Below are 18,752 nucleotides of genomic sequence, written 5' to 3' on the forward strand. Positions count from 1 at the left end.
CTATGAGGGTTCCATGCTCACCGCCAAACAGCGTACGCTTCTGATGTTCATCCATGAGCGGTTGGAGGAGACGGGTGTCTCCCCATCGTTCGAAGAGATGAAGGAGGCGCTGGAGCTCAAGTCGAAGTCCGGCATCCACCGTCTCATCACTGCTCTTGAAGAGCGCGGGTTCCTGCGTCGGCTCCCCCACAAGGCTCGGGCGCTCGAGATCCTGCGTTTGCCTGAAGATGCCGCTCCGCCGAGGCGTGAGCCCTTCAAGCCTGCGGTGATCGAGAACCCTCGCTACGCTGAGGAACCTTCGGGCATGGAAGAGGAGGGCGTTCCCGTCCTCGGCCGCATCGCCGCCGGTACGCCGATTGCCGCCATCCAGCATGAACAGGCGCGGGTGCAGGTGCCTGCATCCATGCTGCGCGGCGGCGAATATTTCGCCCTCGAAGTGCATGGCGACTCGATGATCGACGCCGGCATCCTCGACGGAGACACGGTGGTGATCCAGCGTTGTGACGATGCTGCGAATGGCGAGATCGTCGTGGCCCTCGTTGAGGATGAAGAAGCGACGCTCAAGCGCCTGCGGAAGCGCGGCAATTCGATTGCTCTCGAGGCGGAGAACCCAGCCTACGAGACGCGGATTTTTGGCCCGAACCAGGTAAAGGTTCAGGGTCGGCTTGCAGGATTGCTTCGCGAGTATTGATCTCAAGGCGGGCAGCGCCCCGCCACGGTTTGATTGACGGGACCGCGCAATCTCGATGCATTTCCGACTTTTTTGCAGTGCCTCGGCCAAGACTGATGCTCAGCGTTGCCAGTCTGCTTTCGGTTCGTCCTCACGCTGAAGTCTTGCCTCTGTCAGGAAGATGAGCGCGACGCCATTCTGGAAGTAGTCCGACTGCGCCTCGATCCTCTGAACCTGCGCGTCGAAGAGAGCATTGGTCGCGTCGAGTAGGTCCCGGTGGGAGGCGGCGCCGAAGCGGTATTCTTCCTCTCGAAGGCTCCGCTGCTCCGTCAGGGCGTCGATGGCGACATCGAGTGTATCAAGCACATCGTTGCGGCTTGAGACGATGGTCCAGGCTGCAGTGATTTCTTCAGTAAGCTGTGTTTTCCTCAGGTCCGCTTCGGCCTCGAAGCGTCTGGCCCTAGCCGCAGCGGCGTTGCGCTGTGCCCGGATGCGTCCTCCGGGAAAAAGATCTGTACGGAGGGTCAAACCAACCCGGTCCACTTGATCACCAGAAGTCTGGTTCGGGAAGTCGTCGAACTCATAGGCTGCGAATGCGGAGACGGAGAGTTCTGGAAACCTCTCCCGGCCAATGCGCTTTCTGGCCATACGCTGCGCTTTTGCGCGGGTTTGTAGCTCTGCGATGTCTGGCGACAGCAGGAGTGCATCGGCCACGGTCTGCTCCAGCGTTCGCATGTTCTGGGTTGCGAGGAAGGTCCGGATGCCTCCCTCCGACGCGCAGGTATTGAGGGGGCCTGCGAGCCTTGCCACGCGGGCAGCAGCGAAGATTTCTTCGTTCCGTAACCGGACGAGGCGCAGCTTTTCCAGGGAGACGTTGGCCTCAACTTCCGTCAGAAAGACGGACGTTGCCATCTGTGCCTGATGGAGGTCGCGGACGAAGCTGAGGTCCTCTTCGAAAGCGGCCAGCCGCGCTTCGCCGATCGCGACGAGGCTCCGCACACGCCACAACTCAACAACAGCGCCGGCGGTCTCAAGTGCCACTTCCTGATCCGTACCGGCGAGACCGAAGCGTGCGGCTTGCCGCTCGAGCCGGGCTTCATTCATGGCGAGGCCAGCGGCCCCGAAACTGAAGAGGTGCTGGCTCGCCTGGATGCCGACCCGGTTGTCGATCTGGTTGTCGGCCAGACGGCCGTCGCCATAGCCAACACGGCTCACGGACTGAAGCTGTGGCAGATAGCGTGAGCGGGTCTGCGCGATTTCCGCCTGAGCTGCATCAACGTCAGCGGCCGCAATGTTCGTGCGCGGATCGTTGGCGCGCGCATTCTCGATAACCTCCGCGAGGGGCCTGCAGGAATTGGGGTCACCCGGATCCACCTGCGCCGAGGCAACGCCAGAAAGGATCGTGAACGGAACAAAATACGCAAACGCACGACGCATGAGTTACAGCCCCCGCCGGAATGTCGTTGTGATCGGCTCAAGAAGGTAGTCGAGAAACGTCCGGTCAAAGCCGCTATCGATGAACGCTTCCACGGGCATGCCCGGAATGAACTGGAGGTCGCCTTCGGAGATATCGCCCTCGGGTTCGAGATGTAGCGTCGCTTCGTAATAGGTTGCGCCGGTCACCTGGTCGGTCTTGAGGTCAGCGCTGACCTTTACGACACGGCCCGTCATCGAGGGCGCTTTCCATGATTTGTAGGCGGACAGTCTTGAGACGGCGACCATCCCCTCTTGCACGCTGTCGCGGTCTGAGGGATTGATCTGTACCTTCGCGACGAGGCTGGCCTCATCGGGGACGATTTCCATGATCGGCTCGCCTGCGGAGACGACGCCTCCGAGGGTCGTGAAAGCGAGGTTCATCACCGCACCGGATTGGGGCGCAACGACCTGCGTGCGGTTCAGGATGTCGTCGGCAGCGGCGAAGCGCTCCTCTGCGACGAAAGCCTGACGCCGGAGTTCTGCCCTCTCCGTACTGAGCTTTTCGAGAAAGGCTGCGCGGGTCTGCCGGATCTTCTGTTCGATCTCCACGACGGCCGAGGCACTCTCGGCGCGATCGGCCTGGAGGCGTGAGACATCGCCTTCGAGGTTGGCGTTCTCCCGCTCGAGCCTGCTGACCTCGTCGACCTGCACAAGCTTTCTCGTCAGAAGGTCACGCTTGAGGGCGAGCTCCTCGTTCGACGCACGCAGGGCGCGGCGGGTGCTGGCGAGCTGGCGGTCGCGGGCACCGCGGCTTGAAAGGAGCGTCTCGCGCTGGGCTTCAAGGACGCCGATTTCGGTGAGGTGGGTCTCGCGTTGCTGCTCGAACAGCTCCTGCTGGCGTGCGCGGATCTCATCGGCCGTGCCCGGATTGATGGCGAGGTAGGACGGCTCGGTGAACGCAACGGCTTCGATCCCGCGGGTGAGGCTATCGAGACGGTCCAGTCCCGCGAGGAGGCCGAAAAGCTCCTGGGCCACTTCATCCCGGCTTGCTTCCGCCGCAATCCGGTCAAACTCGACAAGGACGTCGCCCGCAGCGACGAGATCGCCTTCCCGGACGTTCACGGCACGGACGATGCCGCCCTCGAGATGTTGGACGACCTTGCGGTTGTCCTCGACGACGAGGCTGCCGAAGGTGGAGACGCCTTCTGACAACGGAGCGAGCCCTGCCCAGAGGAGAAAGCCGCCAAGCCCTACGAGGCAGACAGTACCGGCCCTGCGGATGGTCTGGTCGGTGGAGTTGAGAAGATCAGCTGGCACGGGCTGCGGCTCCCTTTTTCAGGGCTTCGAAATAGTCTTCCTTATGCTGAACGGCGATGCGGCCCTGGTGGATCGTCATGACGAGGTTGCAGGCATTCATGACGCGGGCGTCGTGGGTCGCGATGAGGCCGATCCCGCCGTTGGCGCCATGCTCGCTCAGCATATTGACGAAGCTCCCCAGCAACCGCGCATCAAGCGCTGATGTCGGCTCGTCGAGAAGGAGGAGCACCGGATCACCGAAGAGCGCACGCGCGATCCCAACGGCCTGCCGCTGTCCACCCGAAAGGCTTGTGCCTTCAGGCCCGATCATCGTGTCGTAGGATTGGGCGAGCGAGGCTAGGACATGCTCCGCTCCCGTCCTTTCCACTGCTGCGACCACGTCCTCGTCTCGGTCGGGCCGGAAGCGTGATATGTTCTCGCGAACGGTGCCGCCGAGAAGGCTCACCTCTTGCGGCATGTAGCCGATATACTGGCCGCGATCGTCCGCGGGCCAGCTGTGAAGATCGACGTCGCCCAATCTAGCGATACCGTCTGCAGGCCGATGAATACCGGCCGCGGTCTTGAGGAACGTCGACTTACCACTGCCGCTCTCCCCCACCACTGCAACGAGGTCACCAGGGGAGAGGTTGAGGTTGAACTTCGGGATCAGGATCTCGCCAGGCTTCATCGAATTGACGGCGAAGTTTTCAAAGCGAAGATTTGCGTCGGGGCGCGGAAGCTCGGTTTCCACGCGTGGCTTCAACGCATCGGGAACGGCCGCAGCCAGAGTTTCAACCTCGCCCCGCATACGGACGAGATTCTTCCACTGCCCAACGATCTGGTCGATGGGCGCAAGGCCCCGGCCCATGATGATCGAACCTGCGATGATCGCACCAGGGGAAATCTGCTGCTGGAGAACGAGGTAGGCGCCGGTGCCAAGGGACGCGACCTGAAGGATCTGGCGCAGGCTACGGCTGAGCGAAGCGAGAAAGCCCCCGACATTGGATGATTCGAGAGAAGTCTCGACGCTGGCGGAGCGGGCTTCGGCGACCCTCCCGCTCATGGCGCGGACCATTCCGAGGCCCGCGATGGCTGGGGCGGAGGCAAGGCTCTGCCTGACGATGGCGCCCCCGATGGCCTCCTGCTTCGCTGCTGTCTGAACGGCACCCTTGGTCGCGAACTCGGCCATCACGGCGATACCGATGAGCAGGACTGCGCCGCCCAAGCCAATGCAGCCGAGGATGGGATGGACGAGGAAAAGGAGAAGGAAGAAAAGCGGCGAGAACGGAAGATCAAACAGCGGGGCCGGCCCGCCGCTCATGAGGAAGCTCTGGATCTTGGACAGCGAGAGGTTGGCGTTCTGCCTCGACGGCGCGCCAATGCGAAGGGCCTGCGCATGGAGGGGTGCTTCGAGCTTTTCTCCAAGCATACCGCCCAGGAGAGCAAAGCTCCGCTTACGTCCGCCATCAGCAGCTGCGTAGATGGCGAGAAGGAAGCAAGCGATGATGCTCAGTAGAAGGAGCGTATCATAGGACCCTGACGTCAGAACCCTGTCATAGACTTGCAGCATGTAGAGCGGTGAGACCAGCATCAGCAGGTTGACGCCCACCGAAAATCCGAAGGCGGTCAGGATACGTCGCTTGAATGGTCCTTCGAGAAGGACCCCTTTCAGCGACGGGACCTCTTCGACTGCCACGACAGCCGAGGAAGGGCGCTCCTCAGTCTTCTTGTCCCTCATGATGTTCCCTCGACGGATTTCATAACAAAACCCGTAAAATTTCCCTCTGAGCGAAAAGGTAACATCAAGAATTGCTCGTTCCTAGCGCCAAAAGGACAGGAACTGCAGTGACCGGAAACCCTTGTGCTTCGCGCTATACAAGGCAGGAGGCGTGCATGCGTTTCCGACTTCAGTGTTCACTGCAACTCATCATTGAGCCGCCTGCGACATTGTGGGACGTTAACCATAACCGCCGCTTTTCGGCGGGCCAGGGAGAGAAGAGGGGTCTTCATCATGGATCGTTACGGCGATGGCTTCCGCGTGTTCGCGGGAGATAGCGAAAGTGTGTCTGAAGCAGGGGATGCTTTGGACCGGTTGAAGCCTTCGGGTCTCGGTAGCGGTCAGGAGAGGAAGAAGAAGGGCAAGGGCGCCTTCACGGCCTCTGCGTCGGTGACGGCGCTTCTCGCGACCAAGGCCTTCGCTGCTCAGGAGGGCGGCAGGGTTGTCAGCTTCGTCGACGAATCCGAAATGGTCGGTATCGAGAGCTTTGACCTTCGTGAAGACGGTCTCCTCGAGGTGCGCCATGAAGATGGCCGCCTGACCCTGTTTGACGACAGCGCTTTCGAGATCGGCGAGGACGGGGCTCTCTTCGTTGCTCAGCCTGCGGCGGAATCGGCCGCGCTTCTGGCCGGCACGACCCCCCGGGAAGACGCTCTCTATGTCGAAGGTCCGAACGCCGAGGAGATGTCGGAGGAGGCCCCTGCCTTCGCTACCGAAGGCGCATCGACCTTCAGCTGGACCCCATTCCTGATCGCGGCTGGCTTTGCTGGTCTGGCGATCATCGTTGGCCTCGCGACGGGCGATGATGACGACGAGGAAGATGGCGATGGCGGCATGATGCCTCCTCCGCCGCCCCCGTCTCCTGCGAACAACGCGCCGGAGTTCACCTCTGATGCCGCCGTGAGTGTCGCCGAGGGCGGCACGGTCGCGGTTACGGCCGAGGCCACCGATGCCGATGGCGACGGGCTGACGTACTCGATCTCAGGCACGGACGCTGCGCTGTTCTCGATTGACGCGGCCTCAGGCGAGCTGACTTTCAACGGCCGGACAGACTTCGAAGCGCCTGCCGATGATGGCGGGGACAATGTCTATGACCTGACGGTCTCGGTGACCGATGGGGAAGATACCACGGAGCAGGCGGTCACCATCACGGTGACTGATGCTGCAAGCTTCACGGTCGACGGAACGGATGGCGACGATGCGCTCGACCTCTCCGGTCAGGACGAGGACATCACCGTCAATGCAGGCGATGGCGCGGACAGCGTCGCGACGGACGAAGGCGCTGACTCGCTGAACCTCGGCGGAGGCGCTGACGTGGCCTTTGCCGGTCAAGGGGCGGACTCCGTCTCTGGCGGCGAGGGTGACGATGTTGTCGTTGCCGTCGGCACGACGGGTGCTGACGAGTATGCCGAGAGCGATATCACCGATGCAGGCGGGCAGGGCGTCGATATCTCTGGCGTTCTGACCCTCGACCGCCTCAACGGCCAGGCCACGAGCGATGTCGTATCTGGCGAAGTAATTGACGGCGGCGAAGGCATGGACAGCCTCGTCACTTATGGCGACATCGACCTGTCCCAGGCTGACCTCATCTCGATCGAGAGGCTGATCCTGAACTCCGACGTCACGGCCTCCGCTGAGGACTTTGGCGATGGCGGGGTCGAGGAAGTGGTCGGCGACGGAACGGCGATCCTGAGGCTTGTCGGTACGGGAACGATCGACCTTGCAGAGCTTGATCTCTCGGGCGTAACCTTCATCGACCTTGGCGAGAACGTCACCCTGTCGGCGGCCAATGCCCAGGCCCTGGCGGACGCTGGCATCACGGCCATCGGCGGCGCAGGTAGCGTCGCGTTCGGCGCTGTCGCGGGTACGGAGCTTGCGGGCCTCGTCTTCGGATCGGGACTCGGAGTCTCATCAAACGGCGCGGATATCGACCCCGAAGACTTTGGCGGCACCACGACCGAAGGCGCCATCGGCGGCGTTGTGCTCAGCGGTAGGAGCAGTGTGTCCGTTGCCGAGAACGGCACGGCGGTCGAGACCTTCTCCGCTCTCTCCGCAGACGGAGAGGATGTGGTCTTCTCGGTCAGCGGTACGGATGCAGGCCTCTTCGTTGTTGATCCTGCGACAGGCGTCCTGACCTTCGCCGATGCCCCGGACTTCGAGGCGCCGGGCGACGATGGCGGAGACAATGTCTACAACCTGACGGTCACGGCCACTGCAGGAGAAACGTCGGTCAGCCAGGACATCGTGGTAACGGTGACCGGGCTCAACGACAATGCGCCAGTGTTCACGAGCGCGACGGGCGTCTCTGTCGCAGAGAATACGACGGACACGGGCTATCAAGCGATCGCCAGCGATGCCGATGGGGATGATGTCAGCTATTCGATCACCGGCGGAGCTGACGGCGACCTGTTCTCGGTCGATGCCAACGGGTTCCTGACCTTCAATGCTGCCCCTGACTTCGAGGCTCCGGGCGACGCGGATTCCAACAATGCCTACCTCGTGGAGGTCACGGCTTCTGACGGAACGAACAGCTCGGCGCAGCTCCTGACGGTCACGGTGACCGATGTGGTCGAAGGTGGCCCGGACCTGACCGCGCCGAAGGTCCAGTCGAGCCCGACGGGTACGCTGACGACTGCGCCAACCTCGATCCGCATCGGCTTCGATGAGCCCGTGGGCCCGAGCGCCGCTGTCAGGAGCGCCTATCAGGTCTTCGACGGCGAGGATAATCCTGTCGAGATCTCTTCCATCGTCCGGGTGAATGCGAGCACCATCCGCCTCAACCTGCCTGCAGCGCTGGAGGATGGTGAGTACACGGTCCGGATCGCCGATAGCGTGGAGGACCTTGCAGGGAACAATCTCGCTACGGACACAAGCTTCGACTTCACCGTTGCTGCACCGACGCGGATCGTGGCCGTGCGCCCGACCGATGGTGATGACCTCGTCAACCTTGAGAGCAAGGTCACCGTTGAGTTCGACCGGCCGATTGATCCGGATACGGTGTCGATGGATACCGTCAAGGTCATGGCCAATGGCGTCCAGCAGCAAGGCCAGCTCTTCGTCTCACCGAACAAGCAGATCATCACCTTCGTCCCCGATCAGCTGATGCCCTCGGGCACCAAGATCCGCGTCATGGTTGATGGCGATGAGGTGATGGGCGCCAATGGCTCCAACGTCGATGCCGACGGCGATGGCGCGTCTGGCGGTATGCTGCAGTCGGAGTTCTCGACGGTCACCCTGACCCGGGTTGAGAACACCAACATCGAAGGCTTCATCTTCGACTCGAACAACCGCGCGCCGGATGGCTCGGACCTTCCGCTGGAGGGTGTGATCGTCTCGGTGGTTGGCCTTCCGGGCGTCACGACGACTACGGATGAAAACGGCCGGTTCTTCCTCGAGGACCTGCCGGTTCCGGACGCCTATCTGCACTTCGACGCGACCCCGGTGACGGCCGAGACAGGCTTCTCCTACGGAACGATTGTCAAGCCTGTGCACACGATCGCAGGCCAGACCGTCGGCATGACGACGCCTGATGGCACGCCGTTCAACATCTACTTCGCTGCCTTCCCGGAGACCGACGCGACCCCGATCGCAGAGGACGGCGCGACGGAAGCCGGGCTCGGTGACTTCGGTAAGGCGCAGCTGGCGGAGATCCTGCCCGACGTCGATCCGGCGGAGTTCGAGAAGCTGAAGGTGGTGATCCCTGAGGGGAGCCTCATCGACGATGAAGGCAACCCCGCCGAAAGCGTCACGGTCCTTGCCTTCTCGCCCGACCGTATCCCGGCACCGACCCCTCCGGGCTTTGACCCTGACTATGTCTTCACGGTCTCGGCTGGGGAAGCGATCAACGTCTCAGGCAAGGCCCAGATCGAGCTACCCAACCTCAACGGAGACGCTCCGGGTACGCAGCTTCCGATCATGAGCTTCGATCACGACGCAGGCGAATGGGTCCAGACGGGTACAGGCATTGTCTCCGATGACGGAGAAACCATCATCTCCGAAGGCGACACGGGCGTGAACACGCTGGGGTGGAAGTTTGTCGGCGATCAGCCGACCAGCCCGGCGACCGGCCCTGAAGAGCCCGAGAACGAAGATGCTCCAGAGGACGAACCTCCCTGCGAGGACGAAGTCGGACTTACCGATCTGGATACAATCACATCGATCGCTAAGCAGGTCCTTAGCCTAGCGGCGGACCTTTCCCCGGCGGGCACTGCGAAAACACTGTTCCGCGCTGGAGAATTGATCGCGGAACTGACGAAAATAGCTCTCGATGGTGCGAAAGCGCTGCGTGACCTTCAGAAGGCCATCGATTCTGGGGAGTCCGCGGAGGTCGTCCTAAGGTCCTTCTCTGTCATAAAAGATCAGTTCAAGGATATCTACGCAAATCTATACAATGCTGCGAAGGACTTTCTTGAGAAGAACAGCGTCTTCAGCGCTGCCTGTACGCTGGTCGAGCTTAGCGGCACTCTGAAGAGTATCTGCGATAGCGTCGAAGAGAGCGAGTGCCAGGAGCTTGGTTTCTGGGCAGGTCTCGGATGCGATGCGGCCGACCTTGGAAACAGGGTCGGTTCGAAGGTGAAGCAACTTTTTGAGCTTGCGTCCGGCAAGCTTGAGGCTAACGGATTGAAAGCATTCTGTTTTGCTTTCGACGCGTTCGAGGACATCCTCAAAGACTCCTATGACCTGTCCCAACTCAATGTCGATGACCTCGCCATTAAAGGACCGACCCTCTCCATACTGAATGAGAGCGGTGTGCCTAGTGATGATGTTCGCGACGCGCTTTCAAGCGATATTGACCAGCTTCTGTCCGACCTTTCGGTGCTTAACGAACCTCTGCCTGATCTGGCCTCGGAGCTCGAAGAGATCGAAGCTGCAGCAATTGAAGCAGGAGAGTCGGTCACCGAGATCGTATCCGCCGTCGGGGATATATCTGCGGCGGTCTATGAATACGAACCGGGAACTTACTACGCAATAAGCTATGATGGCATCGTCCGTCGCGGGCTTCTCTCGGAGAGCGGTATCCGGATCGATGGGTTTCCGCCTGATACTCCGTACGTGATCGAATTTTACGACCATGAGAGGGGTCTCTACGGTGTCAGCGAGGGAACCTCTAATCTCGCTGGGCTCGAAACCGTTTTAGCGTCTCCAATGTATGAGCGAGTCAAAAACTTCGTTGATACGGATGGTGATGGTATCATCGATATCGCAGAAGGCATTATCGGTACGAATGCTGATGATGCCGACACGGATGGTGACGGCATCAAGGATGGCGCCGAGCTGGACCAGGGCCTCAACCCGCTTGATGGACTCGGTTTCCCGACCGGCCTGATCAGTCAGGTCGCGCTGCAGGGCGAGGCTCTCGACGTGGAGGTCATCGGCTCGGTCGAGGACACTTCCCAGCAGACCGCCTATGTCGCGACCGGTAGTCACGGCCTTGCGGTGATCGACGCTTCCGACTTCCAGGCGCCGATCCTTCTCGGTGAGATCGACCTTCCGGGTACGAACGTACAGGCCACAGCCGATGATGCGCGCGGCCTCGCCTTCGTTGCCGCCGGCTCCGTCGGCCTGCACATCGTCGACGTGTCCGATCCTCTGGAGCCAACGCTCGTCAGGACCGTGACCGAAGCGGGTTCGGTCAACGCCGTTATCTCGCTCAACGGGCTTGTGATCGCTGCGGGTGACAATCTGTCTGTCATCGGAGCAGTGACCGGCGAGGTCTTCGGCGAGGTCGATGTTGCTGGCGAGATCAGCTCGATCGCCTTTGACGGCGAGAACCTTTTCGCTGTCGTCGATAATCAGCGCCTCGTCTCCTACGATTTCGACGGTGAAGTCTTCACCGAGATCGACAGCATTTCGATCCCGACACCTCCCGTCAGGCGTCAGCCTTTCGAAGACTTCCAGGTCTTCGTGTCAGACGGCGTTGCGTTCGTCTCGAACGGCATCGCCACCAGCCAGATCGCAGGCACCAGGCCGCTAGAACGCGGTGGTCTGATCACCTTCGACGTCAGTGACGCAAGCGACCTGCAACTGATCTCCAACATCGATACAGGGAATGCCGCGGCAGGTAACCTCGAAACCGTCGTGAACGGATCAGGTCTCGCAGCCGTTGCTGCGGGCCAGTTTGGTCTTCAGGTGCTCGACGTCTCCGACCCCGGTGAGACATTCGACGTCGTCACGACGTTTGACACCGACGGTAGGGCCGAGGGCGTCGCACTCGCAGGTGGTCTCGCATTCGTCGCCGATGGAAGTGGTGGCCTCAAGGTCATCAACTTCATCCCCTTCGATACAGCCGGCGAAGCGCCGACCATTTCGATCGACTCCGATGTGATCGATGCCGATCCGGACACTGACGGACTGCAAGTCGAGGAAGGCACACGCCTTAATCTCGATGCGGACATTTCAGACGATGTTCAGGTCCGCTCGGTTGAGCTGATCGTCAATGGCGAGGTCGTGTCGAATGACCTCTCCGCGCCGTTCGATCTCTTCTTCAACATCCCGTCGCTAGCCAGCGGCGCGGAGACCGTCACCGTCCAGGTGCGCGCGACCGATACGGGCGGCAACAGCTCGCTCTCCGAAGAGCTGACGTTCGACATTATCGAGGACATCACGCCGCCTGAAATCGTCCGGGTCACGCCTGTAGATGGCTCGCTCGCGCTGACCGGGCAAAGCGTTGTGCAGGTGCTCTTCTCTGAGCCCGTCGACCCGGACACGGTCGATATCGGCGACCTTACGCTGACCGAAGCTGGTGCCCCTGACACGGTCCTTGAGGCGGACGACATCATCCTCTCGGCGGAGGGCCGCATTGCGCGGTACGTGTTCCTCGACCTTCCTGTCGGGGAGTATACGGTAGACGCCGATCTATCCGGCGCGACCGATTTTGCAGGCAATGCCATTGGCGGCGATGCGCTGACCCAGAGCTTTGAAGTCGCCGACGCCACGGCAGTCTTCTCGAACTCCGCTGGCGGAAGCTGGTTCACCGCGTCGAACTGGCAGTCCGGAACTCTCCCGACAGAGGATGACGGCGTCCTGATCGTTGTCGATGACGGCGCGTCCGTTCAGTTCAACTCCTTCACGTTCAACCCTGTCGAGGTTGACCGCATCCGGCTTGGCGGAACGCTGGAGCTTGATTTCGGCTCGCTCGACGCGAACGAGATCGACGCATCTGACGGTCAGTTCGTGCAGGACGGCGGCGTCCTCCTCAACACGACGATCACAGCGAGTGACGATGCAACGGGCGACCGGGCCGATTTCCGTGGGTTCGGGACCATAGATAACGTCGTGATCGACGCTCAAGCTCGGGTCACTGGCAACGTCACGGCGCAGACCGCACTGCGGATTGACGACGTCCTCGCTGTTGGTGGCGATGGGACATCGGGCAGCGAGTCGCTGAACATTCGCGCTGACATCGGAACGGTTGCCGGTTCCGGGACACTGCAGCTTGATGAAGGCGGTTTCGTCACGGCACTGAGTACCCTCAACATTGCGGAGACACTTGTCTTCAATGAAGACCTGACGATCCGAGGTTTCGGTACGCTAGGGACCAATGGCTTCGGTGACCGTGTGCAGATTGATGGCCAGGTCATCGCCGAAGGCGGAACGCTGCGCATCAACAACATCAACAACAACGGTGAAGCGCTCGACTTCACCGAAGGTGTTGATGGTGAAATCATCCTCGGGGGTTTTGTCGAGGATGTGGTGCTGTCGCCCGTCGCGGGGACTTCGGTCGAAGTGACGAGCGCAACCATCCGTGACGTGACGATCGGCGGTGCTGGATCCGTAGACTTCTCGAGCGGCAATGCCGCGGGGATCGACATCAATGAAGGCGCGGAAGGCCGCCTCACGAACGGCCGTGACCTGACGGTTGAGGGCTTGGTTGTTGATGGTGAGTTTGTTGTTGCTGGGTCTAATTCGACGTCTGTTTTGGGTCTGCGTGGTACGCAGGAGCTTTCGGGTTCTGGCCGGGTTCTTTTGTCTGGTGAGAACGCTGTTGGCGGTGTTGCCCGGAACGTTCTTCAGCTGACCTCGACGTCGAATGCGCGTGAGGAGCTGACCATTGGCTCGGATATTGTTGTCGAGGGCTGGGGGTCTGTGTCGGCCAACGGCAATGACGACACGATCCGGTTCGAGGGTTTGGCCAAGGGCTCTTCGGAAGGCCCGCTGACGCTGTTCGATATCGACAACACCCAAGGGGACGGCTCGGCGGGTGCCTTGCGTGTGGACAGCTCCGAAGGGGTTGTTGCGGTTGGCCAGAGCGCCCGGATCATCGGTGCGGACTTTGTGGGTGAAGCGGGTACGGACGGTATCCTCGAGTTCTTCGCCAGCGCGGTCCTCGAAGAGGTCTCGCTGTCGATGGACAGCCTTCTGGACGGCACCACCCAATCGAGGACGGTGTTCGTCCAGGAAGGGCTGGCGCTTGATGGCAGCCTCGAGATCAGGGGCACCCAGTCGCGGACCACGGAGTTCCGCTTCCAGGGCGAGCAGGAGATCTCAGGCACAGGCGAGATCGTCCTGACCGATGGCGGCGTGGGGGATGCTGATCCCCTGAGCTACCTTGCGATCCAGGGGGTGACCGGTGCGTCGGAGATCCTGACCATCGGCGAGGACATCACGGTGAGGGGCGAGGGGTGGATCTTCTCGCGCTCGACGAACGACCTCTTCGCCATTGATGGCAGGGTCGTGGCCGAAGGCGGCAGGCTGCGCATCGAGGACACGGCCTCGGTGAACGGCGAGGTGGGCGCGCTTGCGGGCGGTCTCCTCGAGATGCGCCAGGCTGATCTTCTCACGGAGCAATCAAAGCTGGTGATCGGCCTTGATGGTGCAGGGGATGACGCTGCGGCGGGCCTTGTGACCATCCGTCAGGCGATCACCCTTGAGGGTATCTTAAAGCTCGAAGTGGGCGACGGGTTCGCAGCCGAGCTTGGCGACAGCTTTGTCATCGCAAGGGAGGACTTCAACGTCACCAATGGCGAGGCGTTCGCAGGAGCCTTTGACGGCTTTGAAGGCTTCGACCTTGAGGGCGACCTTGCCTTCCGGCTCGTGAGGAGCACGGATCCTGAGAACAGCTCGATCCAGACGCTGGTCCTCGAAGTGGTGGAAGACGCCACGGCCGAGGCTGGCGGCTTCATCGGAGCGGGCTCTGTCTTCACCCCGCCGGACCTGCCTGCAGAGGGCACGCGGGTGGAGATCACCCTTGATGAGATCGGCGGCCGGGTGGCTGACAGCGAGATCACGGGGACGACCACGGATGGTCTTTCGAGGGTCGAGGTGACCAACACGCTGGCGGTGCTCGAGAACGTGGCCTTGGGCGTCGACCTTGGGGTGGATGCTGCGAACGGCACCCGGCGTGTGGACATCGAGCAGGGGCTGACCTTTGCGAACGGTGCCCAGATCATCCTCGAGGACAGCGAGAACGGTGTGGCGGAAGCGCGCTTCTTCGGTACCCAGACGGTGGACGGCGAAGGCGGCATCTTCATGAGCCGGGTCAATGCCAACGTCCTTGGCATCGAGTCGGAGATCGAGTTCGTCAACACGCTGTCAGGCGCAAGGGAGCTTCTGACCTTCGGTGAGGATGTGACCATCTCTGGCGATGGCCGTGTCTTTGCCAATGGCTTCGAAGACCGGATCCGGATCCTCGGCGAGGTTGTGGGTACGCCTGAGAACCTTCTCGAGATCGAGGATCTCGACAATGGCGGTGCGACCTTGATGGTCGATGCCTCGGCTGGCCGTGTGGCTGTGGACGATGTGGTGGAGAACACCCGCTTCGAGGGGACAGGGGAGCTTGAGCTCTTCGATGGCAGCTACCGGAACGTCAGCTTCGGCATGGATGCCCGCTTCGGCGGTGTGGCCTCAGGTGGCCAGACCCTGACGGTGGAGGAGGGCCTTGAGGTCGACAGTCTCCTCACCGTGGAGGCTCCGACCGGGGGCACCCGGTTCCTGACCGCGCTTGGCGAGCAGAGCCTTGTGGGGACGGGCGAGATCGTCCTCTCCGGCGATGAGACGTCGGAAGGCCAGGCGCAGAACTATCTCGACTTCAACGGCACGCTGGTGCGGGCGGAGACCTTGGTGATCGGTCCTGACCTGACGGTGAGGGGCGAGGGCCATATCCGTGCGATCGATGCCGATGACCTGGTGGATATCCAGGGTACGCTGATCGTCGAGGGCCTCTTCGAGGTCGAGGACCTGGCGGACTTTGGCGGCACCCTGGAGATCGCAAGGACGGGCACCCTCGAGGTCGAGGACCGGTTCAACGAGCTTCGTGAGCTGACCCTGACGGGGGATGCCCAAGTGACGATCGCGCTCGGCGGCTCAGGGCTTGATGCCCGTGCCGGCCAGATCGTGATCTTCGGCGAGGCCGCCCTTGCAGGCACCCTGACCCTCGACGTCGAGGCAGGCTTCACAGGCGAGATCGGCGACGAGTTCGTCATCGCCTCGGCAAGGGACGGCTTCGCCTCCGTCTTCGACGCCATCGAAGGCTTCGACATAGACGGAGACGACAAAGCCCTAGCCCTCGTCCAGGACGATACAACACTGTCGGTGAGGATCGTCAGCCAGGATGAGGCAGGCTCGTTCTTCCTCAGGAGCCAACTGCCGCCGGACCCGGTCCTGCCGGAGCTTTCGGGCACCTTTACCGGCGTCATCGACGATGCGCTGGCAGGTGGCCCGCTGGCGCAGGTGGACGACAGCGGCGCGACCTTCAACAGTGTCGATCTGCAAACGGATGTTCTCATCCAGACCGATGATGACGGCTTCTTCCGGCAAGGGTTTCTTCAGGTCAGCGACGGCCTGACCCTCACGGGTGCCGACATCACGCTGGAGTCAACGCCTAGCGACCGTGCCTATCTTCTCTTCAATGGTCCGCAAACGGTTTCTGGTACTGGGGAGATCGTGCTCTCCGAGACGAATGGTACGCCATTCCGTCCAGTGACGAACTGGGTCGGCTTCTCCGGCTCTGACTTCAATGCGCCCGAAACGCTGACGTTCGATGTGGTCGTCCGCGGCGCGGGTTCGATCTTCACGAACAGCGCGCAGGACCGCTTCCAGTTCCTCGATGAAGTGATTGCGGAAGGCGGTAGGCTGACGATCTCCTACATCAACAATGGTGGAGAGACGCTGGTCGTCAGCGAGCAACTAGGTGGTGAGCTGATCATCCAGTCGGCAATTGAAGACACTGTTCTGTCACCGACAGCCGGAACCGTCGTCGAGATTGCTTCGGCGACCATCCGCGATCTTGAAGTGGCTGGTGAAGGTGCCGTCGATATCCGATCGAGCAGCGCCGAAGGCATTCTTGTCACGGGCAACGCCATCCTCACGAACGGCCGTGACCTGACGGTTGAGGGCTTGGTTGTTGATGGTGAGTTTGTTGTTGCTGGGTCTAATTCGACGTCTGTTTTGGGTCTGCGTGGTACGCAGGAGCTTTCGGGTTCTGGCCGGGTTCTTTTGTCTGGTGAGAACGCTGTTGGCGGTGTTGCCCGGAACGTTCTTCAGCTGACCTCGACGTCGAATGCGCGTGAGGAGCTGACCATTGGCTCGGATATTGTTGTCGAGGGCTGGGGGTCTGTGTCGGCCAACGGCAATGACGACACGATCCGGTTCGAGGGTTTGGCCAAGGGCTCTTCGGAAGGCCCGCTGACGCTGTTCGATATCGACAACACCCAAGGGGACGGCTCGGCGGGTGCCTTGCGTGTGGACAGCTCCGAAGGGGTTGTTGCGGTTGGCCAGAGCGCCCGGATCATCGGTGCGGACTTTGTGGGTGAAGCGGGTACGGACGGTATCCTCGAGTTCTTCGCCAGCGCGGTCCTCGAAGAGGTCTCGCTGTCGATGGACAGCCTTCTGGACGGCACCACCCAATCGAGGACGGTGTTCGTCCAGGAAGGGCTGGCGCTTGATGGCAGCCTCGAGATCAGGGGCACCCAGTCGCGGACCACGGAGTTCCGCTTCCAGGGCGAGCAGGAGATCTCAGGCACAGGCGAGATCGTCCTGACCGATGGCGGCGTGGGGGATGCTGATCCCCTGAGCTACCTTGCGATCCAGGGGGTGACCGGTGCGTCGGAGATCCTGACCATCGGCGAGGACATCACGGTGAGGGGCGAGGGGTGGATCTTCTCGCGCTCGACGAACGACCTCTTCGCCATTGATGGCAGGGTCGTGGCCGAAGGCGGCAGGCTGCGCATCGAGGACACGGCCTCGGTGAACGGCGAGGTGGGCGCGCTTGCGGGCGGTCTCCTCGAGATGCGCCAGGCTGATCTTCTCACGGAGCAATCAAAGCTGGTGATCGGCCTTGATGGTGCAGGGGATGACGCTGCGGCGGGCCTTGTGACCATCCGTCAGGCGATCACCCTTGAGGGTATCTTAAAGCTCGAAGTGGGCGACGGGTTCGCAGCCGAGCTTGGCGACAGCTTTGTCATCGCAAGGGAGGACTTCAACGTCACCAATGGCGAGGCGTTCGCAGGAGCCTTTGACGGCTTTGAAGGCTTCGACCTTGAGGGCGACCTTGCCTTCCGGCTCGTGAGGAGCACGGATCCTGAGAACAGCTCGATCCAGACGCTGGTCCTCGAAGTGGTGGAAGACGCCACGGCCGAGGCTGGCGGCTTCATCGGAGCGGGCTCTGTCTTCACCCCGCCGGACCTGCCTGCAGAGGGCACGCGGGTGGAGATCACCCTTGATGAGATCGGCGGCCGGGTGGCTGACAGCGAGATCACGGGGACGACCACGGATGGTCTTTCGAGGGTCGAGGTGACCAACACGCTGGCGGTGCTCGAGAACGTGGCCTTGGGCGTCGACCTTGGGGTGGATGCTGCGAACGGCACCCGGCGTGTGGACATCGAGCAGGGGCTGACCTTTGCGAACGGTGCCCAGATCATCCTCGAGGACAGCGAGAACGGTGTGGCGGAAGCGCGCTTCTTCGGTACCCAGACGGTGGACGGCGAAGGCGGCATCTTCATGAGCCGGGTCAATGCCAACGTCCTTGGCATCGAGTCGGAGATCGAGTTCGTCAACACGCTGTCAGGCGCAAGGGAGCTTCTGACCTTCGGTGAGGATGTGACCATCTCTGGCGATGGCCGTGTCTTTGCCAATGGCTTCGAAGACCGGATCCGGATCCTCGGCGAGGTTGTGGGTACGCCTGAGAACCTTCTCGAGATCGAGGATCTCGACAATGGCGGTGCGACCTTGATGGTCGATGCCTCGGCTGGCCGTGTGGCTGTGGACGATGTGGTGGAGAACACCCGCTTCGAGGGGACAGGGGAGCTTGAGCTCTTCGATGGCAGCTACCGGAACGTCAGCTTCGGCATGGATGCCCGCTTCGGCGGTGTGGCCTCAGGTGGCCAGACCCTGACGGTGGAGGAGGGCCTTGAGGTCGACAGTCTCCTCACCGTGGAGGCTCCGACCGGGGGCACCCGGTTCCTGACCGCGCTTGGCGAGCAGAGCCTTGTGGGGACGGGCGAGATCGTCCTCTCCGGCGATGAGACGTCGGAAGGCCAGGCGCAGAACTATCTCGACTTCAACGGCACGCTGGTGCGGGCGGAGACCTTGGTGATCGGTCCTGACCTGACGGTGAGGGGCGAGGGCCATATCCGTGCGATCGATGCCGATGACCTG

General features: G+C 61.8%; 5 protein-coding genes. 2 read left to right on the forward strand and 3 right to left on the reverse strand.

Annotated features, from left to right (window positions below; translation table 11 throughout):
- Positions 1-13 precede the first annotated feature (13 nt).
- The gene (gene lexA / locus HK107_RS15455) at positions 14-691 is read left to right on the forward strand and encodes a transcriptional repressor LexA (RefSeq protein WP_173201426.1); all 678 of its coding nucleotides are present in this window, start codon (positions 14-16) and stop codon (positions 689-691) included.
- Between the two features lie 99 nt (positions 692-790).
- On the opposite strand, the gene HK107_RS15460 is transcribed toward lexA, so the two are convergent.
- The 3 genes from HK107_RS15460 to HK107_RS15470 are packed head-to-tail and all read right to left on the reverse strand — an operon-like array spanning position 791 to position 5,120.
- Entirely contained in the window at positions 791-2,107 is a 1,317-nt protein-coding gene (locus HK107_RS15460; RefSeq protein ID WP_173201428.1) for a TolC family protein, read from the reverse strand.
- A gap of 3 nt (positions 2,108-2,110) precedes the next feature.
- Positions 2,111-3,403, reverse strand: a complete 1,293-nt coding sequence (locus HK107_RS15465; RefSeq protein WP_173201430.1) for an HlyD family type I secretion periplasmic adaptor subunit — start codon at positions 3,401-3,403, stop codon at positions 2,111-2,113.
- Positions 3,393-5,120 (reverse strand): type I secretion system permease/ATPase, encoded by a 1,728-nt coding sequence (locus HK107_RS15470; protein WP_173201432.1) that lies wholly within the window; start codon positions 5,118-5,120, stop codon positions 3,393-3,395. Before HK107_RS15470 ends, HK107_RS15465 begins: the two co-directional genes overlap by 11 nt.
- A gap of 273 nt (positions 5,121-5,393) precedes the next feature.
- Between HK107_RS15470 and HK107_RS15475 the strand changes: the two genes are divergently transcribed.
- A partial coding sequence (locus HK107_RS15475; RefSeq protein WP_173201434.1) for an Ig-like domain-containing protein occupies positions 5,394-18,752 on the forward strand: 13,359 nt, incomplete at its 3' end.

It is taken from the genome of Parvularcula mediterranea, assembly GCF_013085255.1.
GTDB lineage: Bacteria > Pseudomonadota > Alphaproteobacteria > Caulobacterales > Parvularculaceae > Parvularcula > Parvularcula mediterranea.

Excerpts from the sequence above, each read along its gene's own strand:
- HK107_RS15470 (WP_173201432.1), bottom strand. The coding sequence starts at position 5,120 with ATGAGGGACAAGAAGACTGAGGAGCGCCCTTCCTCGGCTGTCGTGGCA.
- HK107_RS15460 (WP_173201428.1), bottom strand. The coding sequence starts at position 2,107 with ATGCGTCGTGCGTTTGCGTATTTTGTTCCGTTCACGATCCTTTCTGGC.
- lexA (WP_173201426.1), top strand. The coding sequence starts at position 14 with ATGCTCACCGCCAAACAGCGTACGCTTCTGATGTTCATCCATGAGCGG.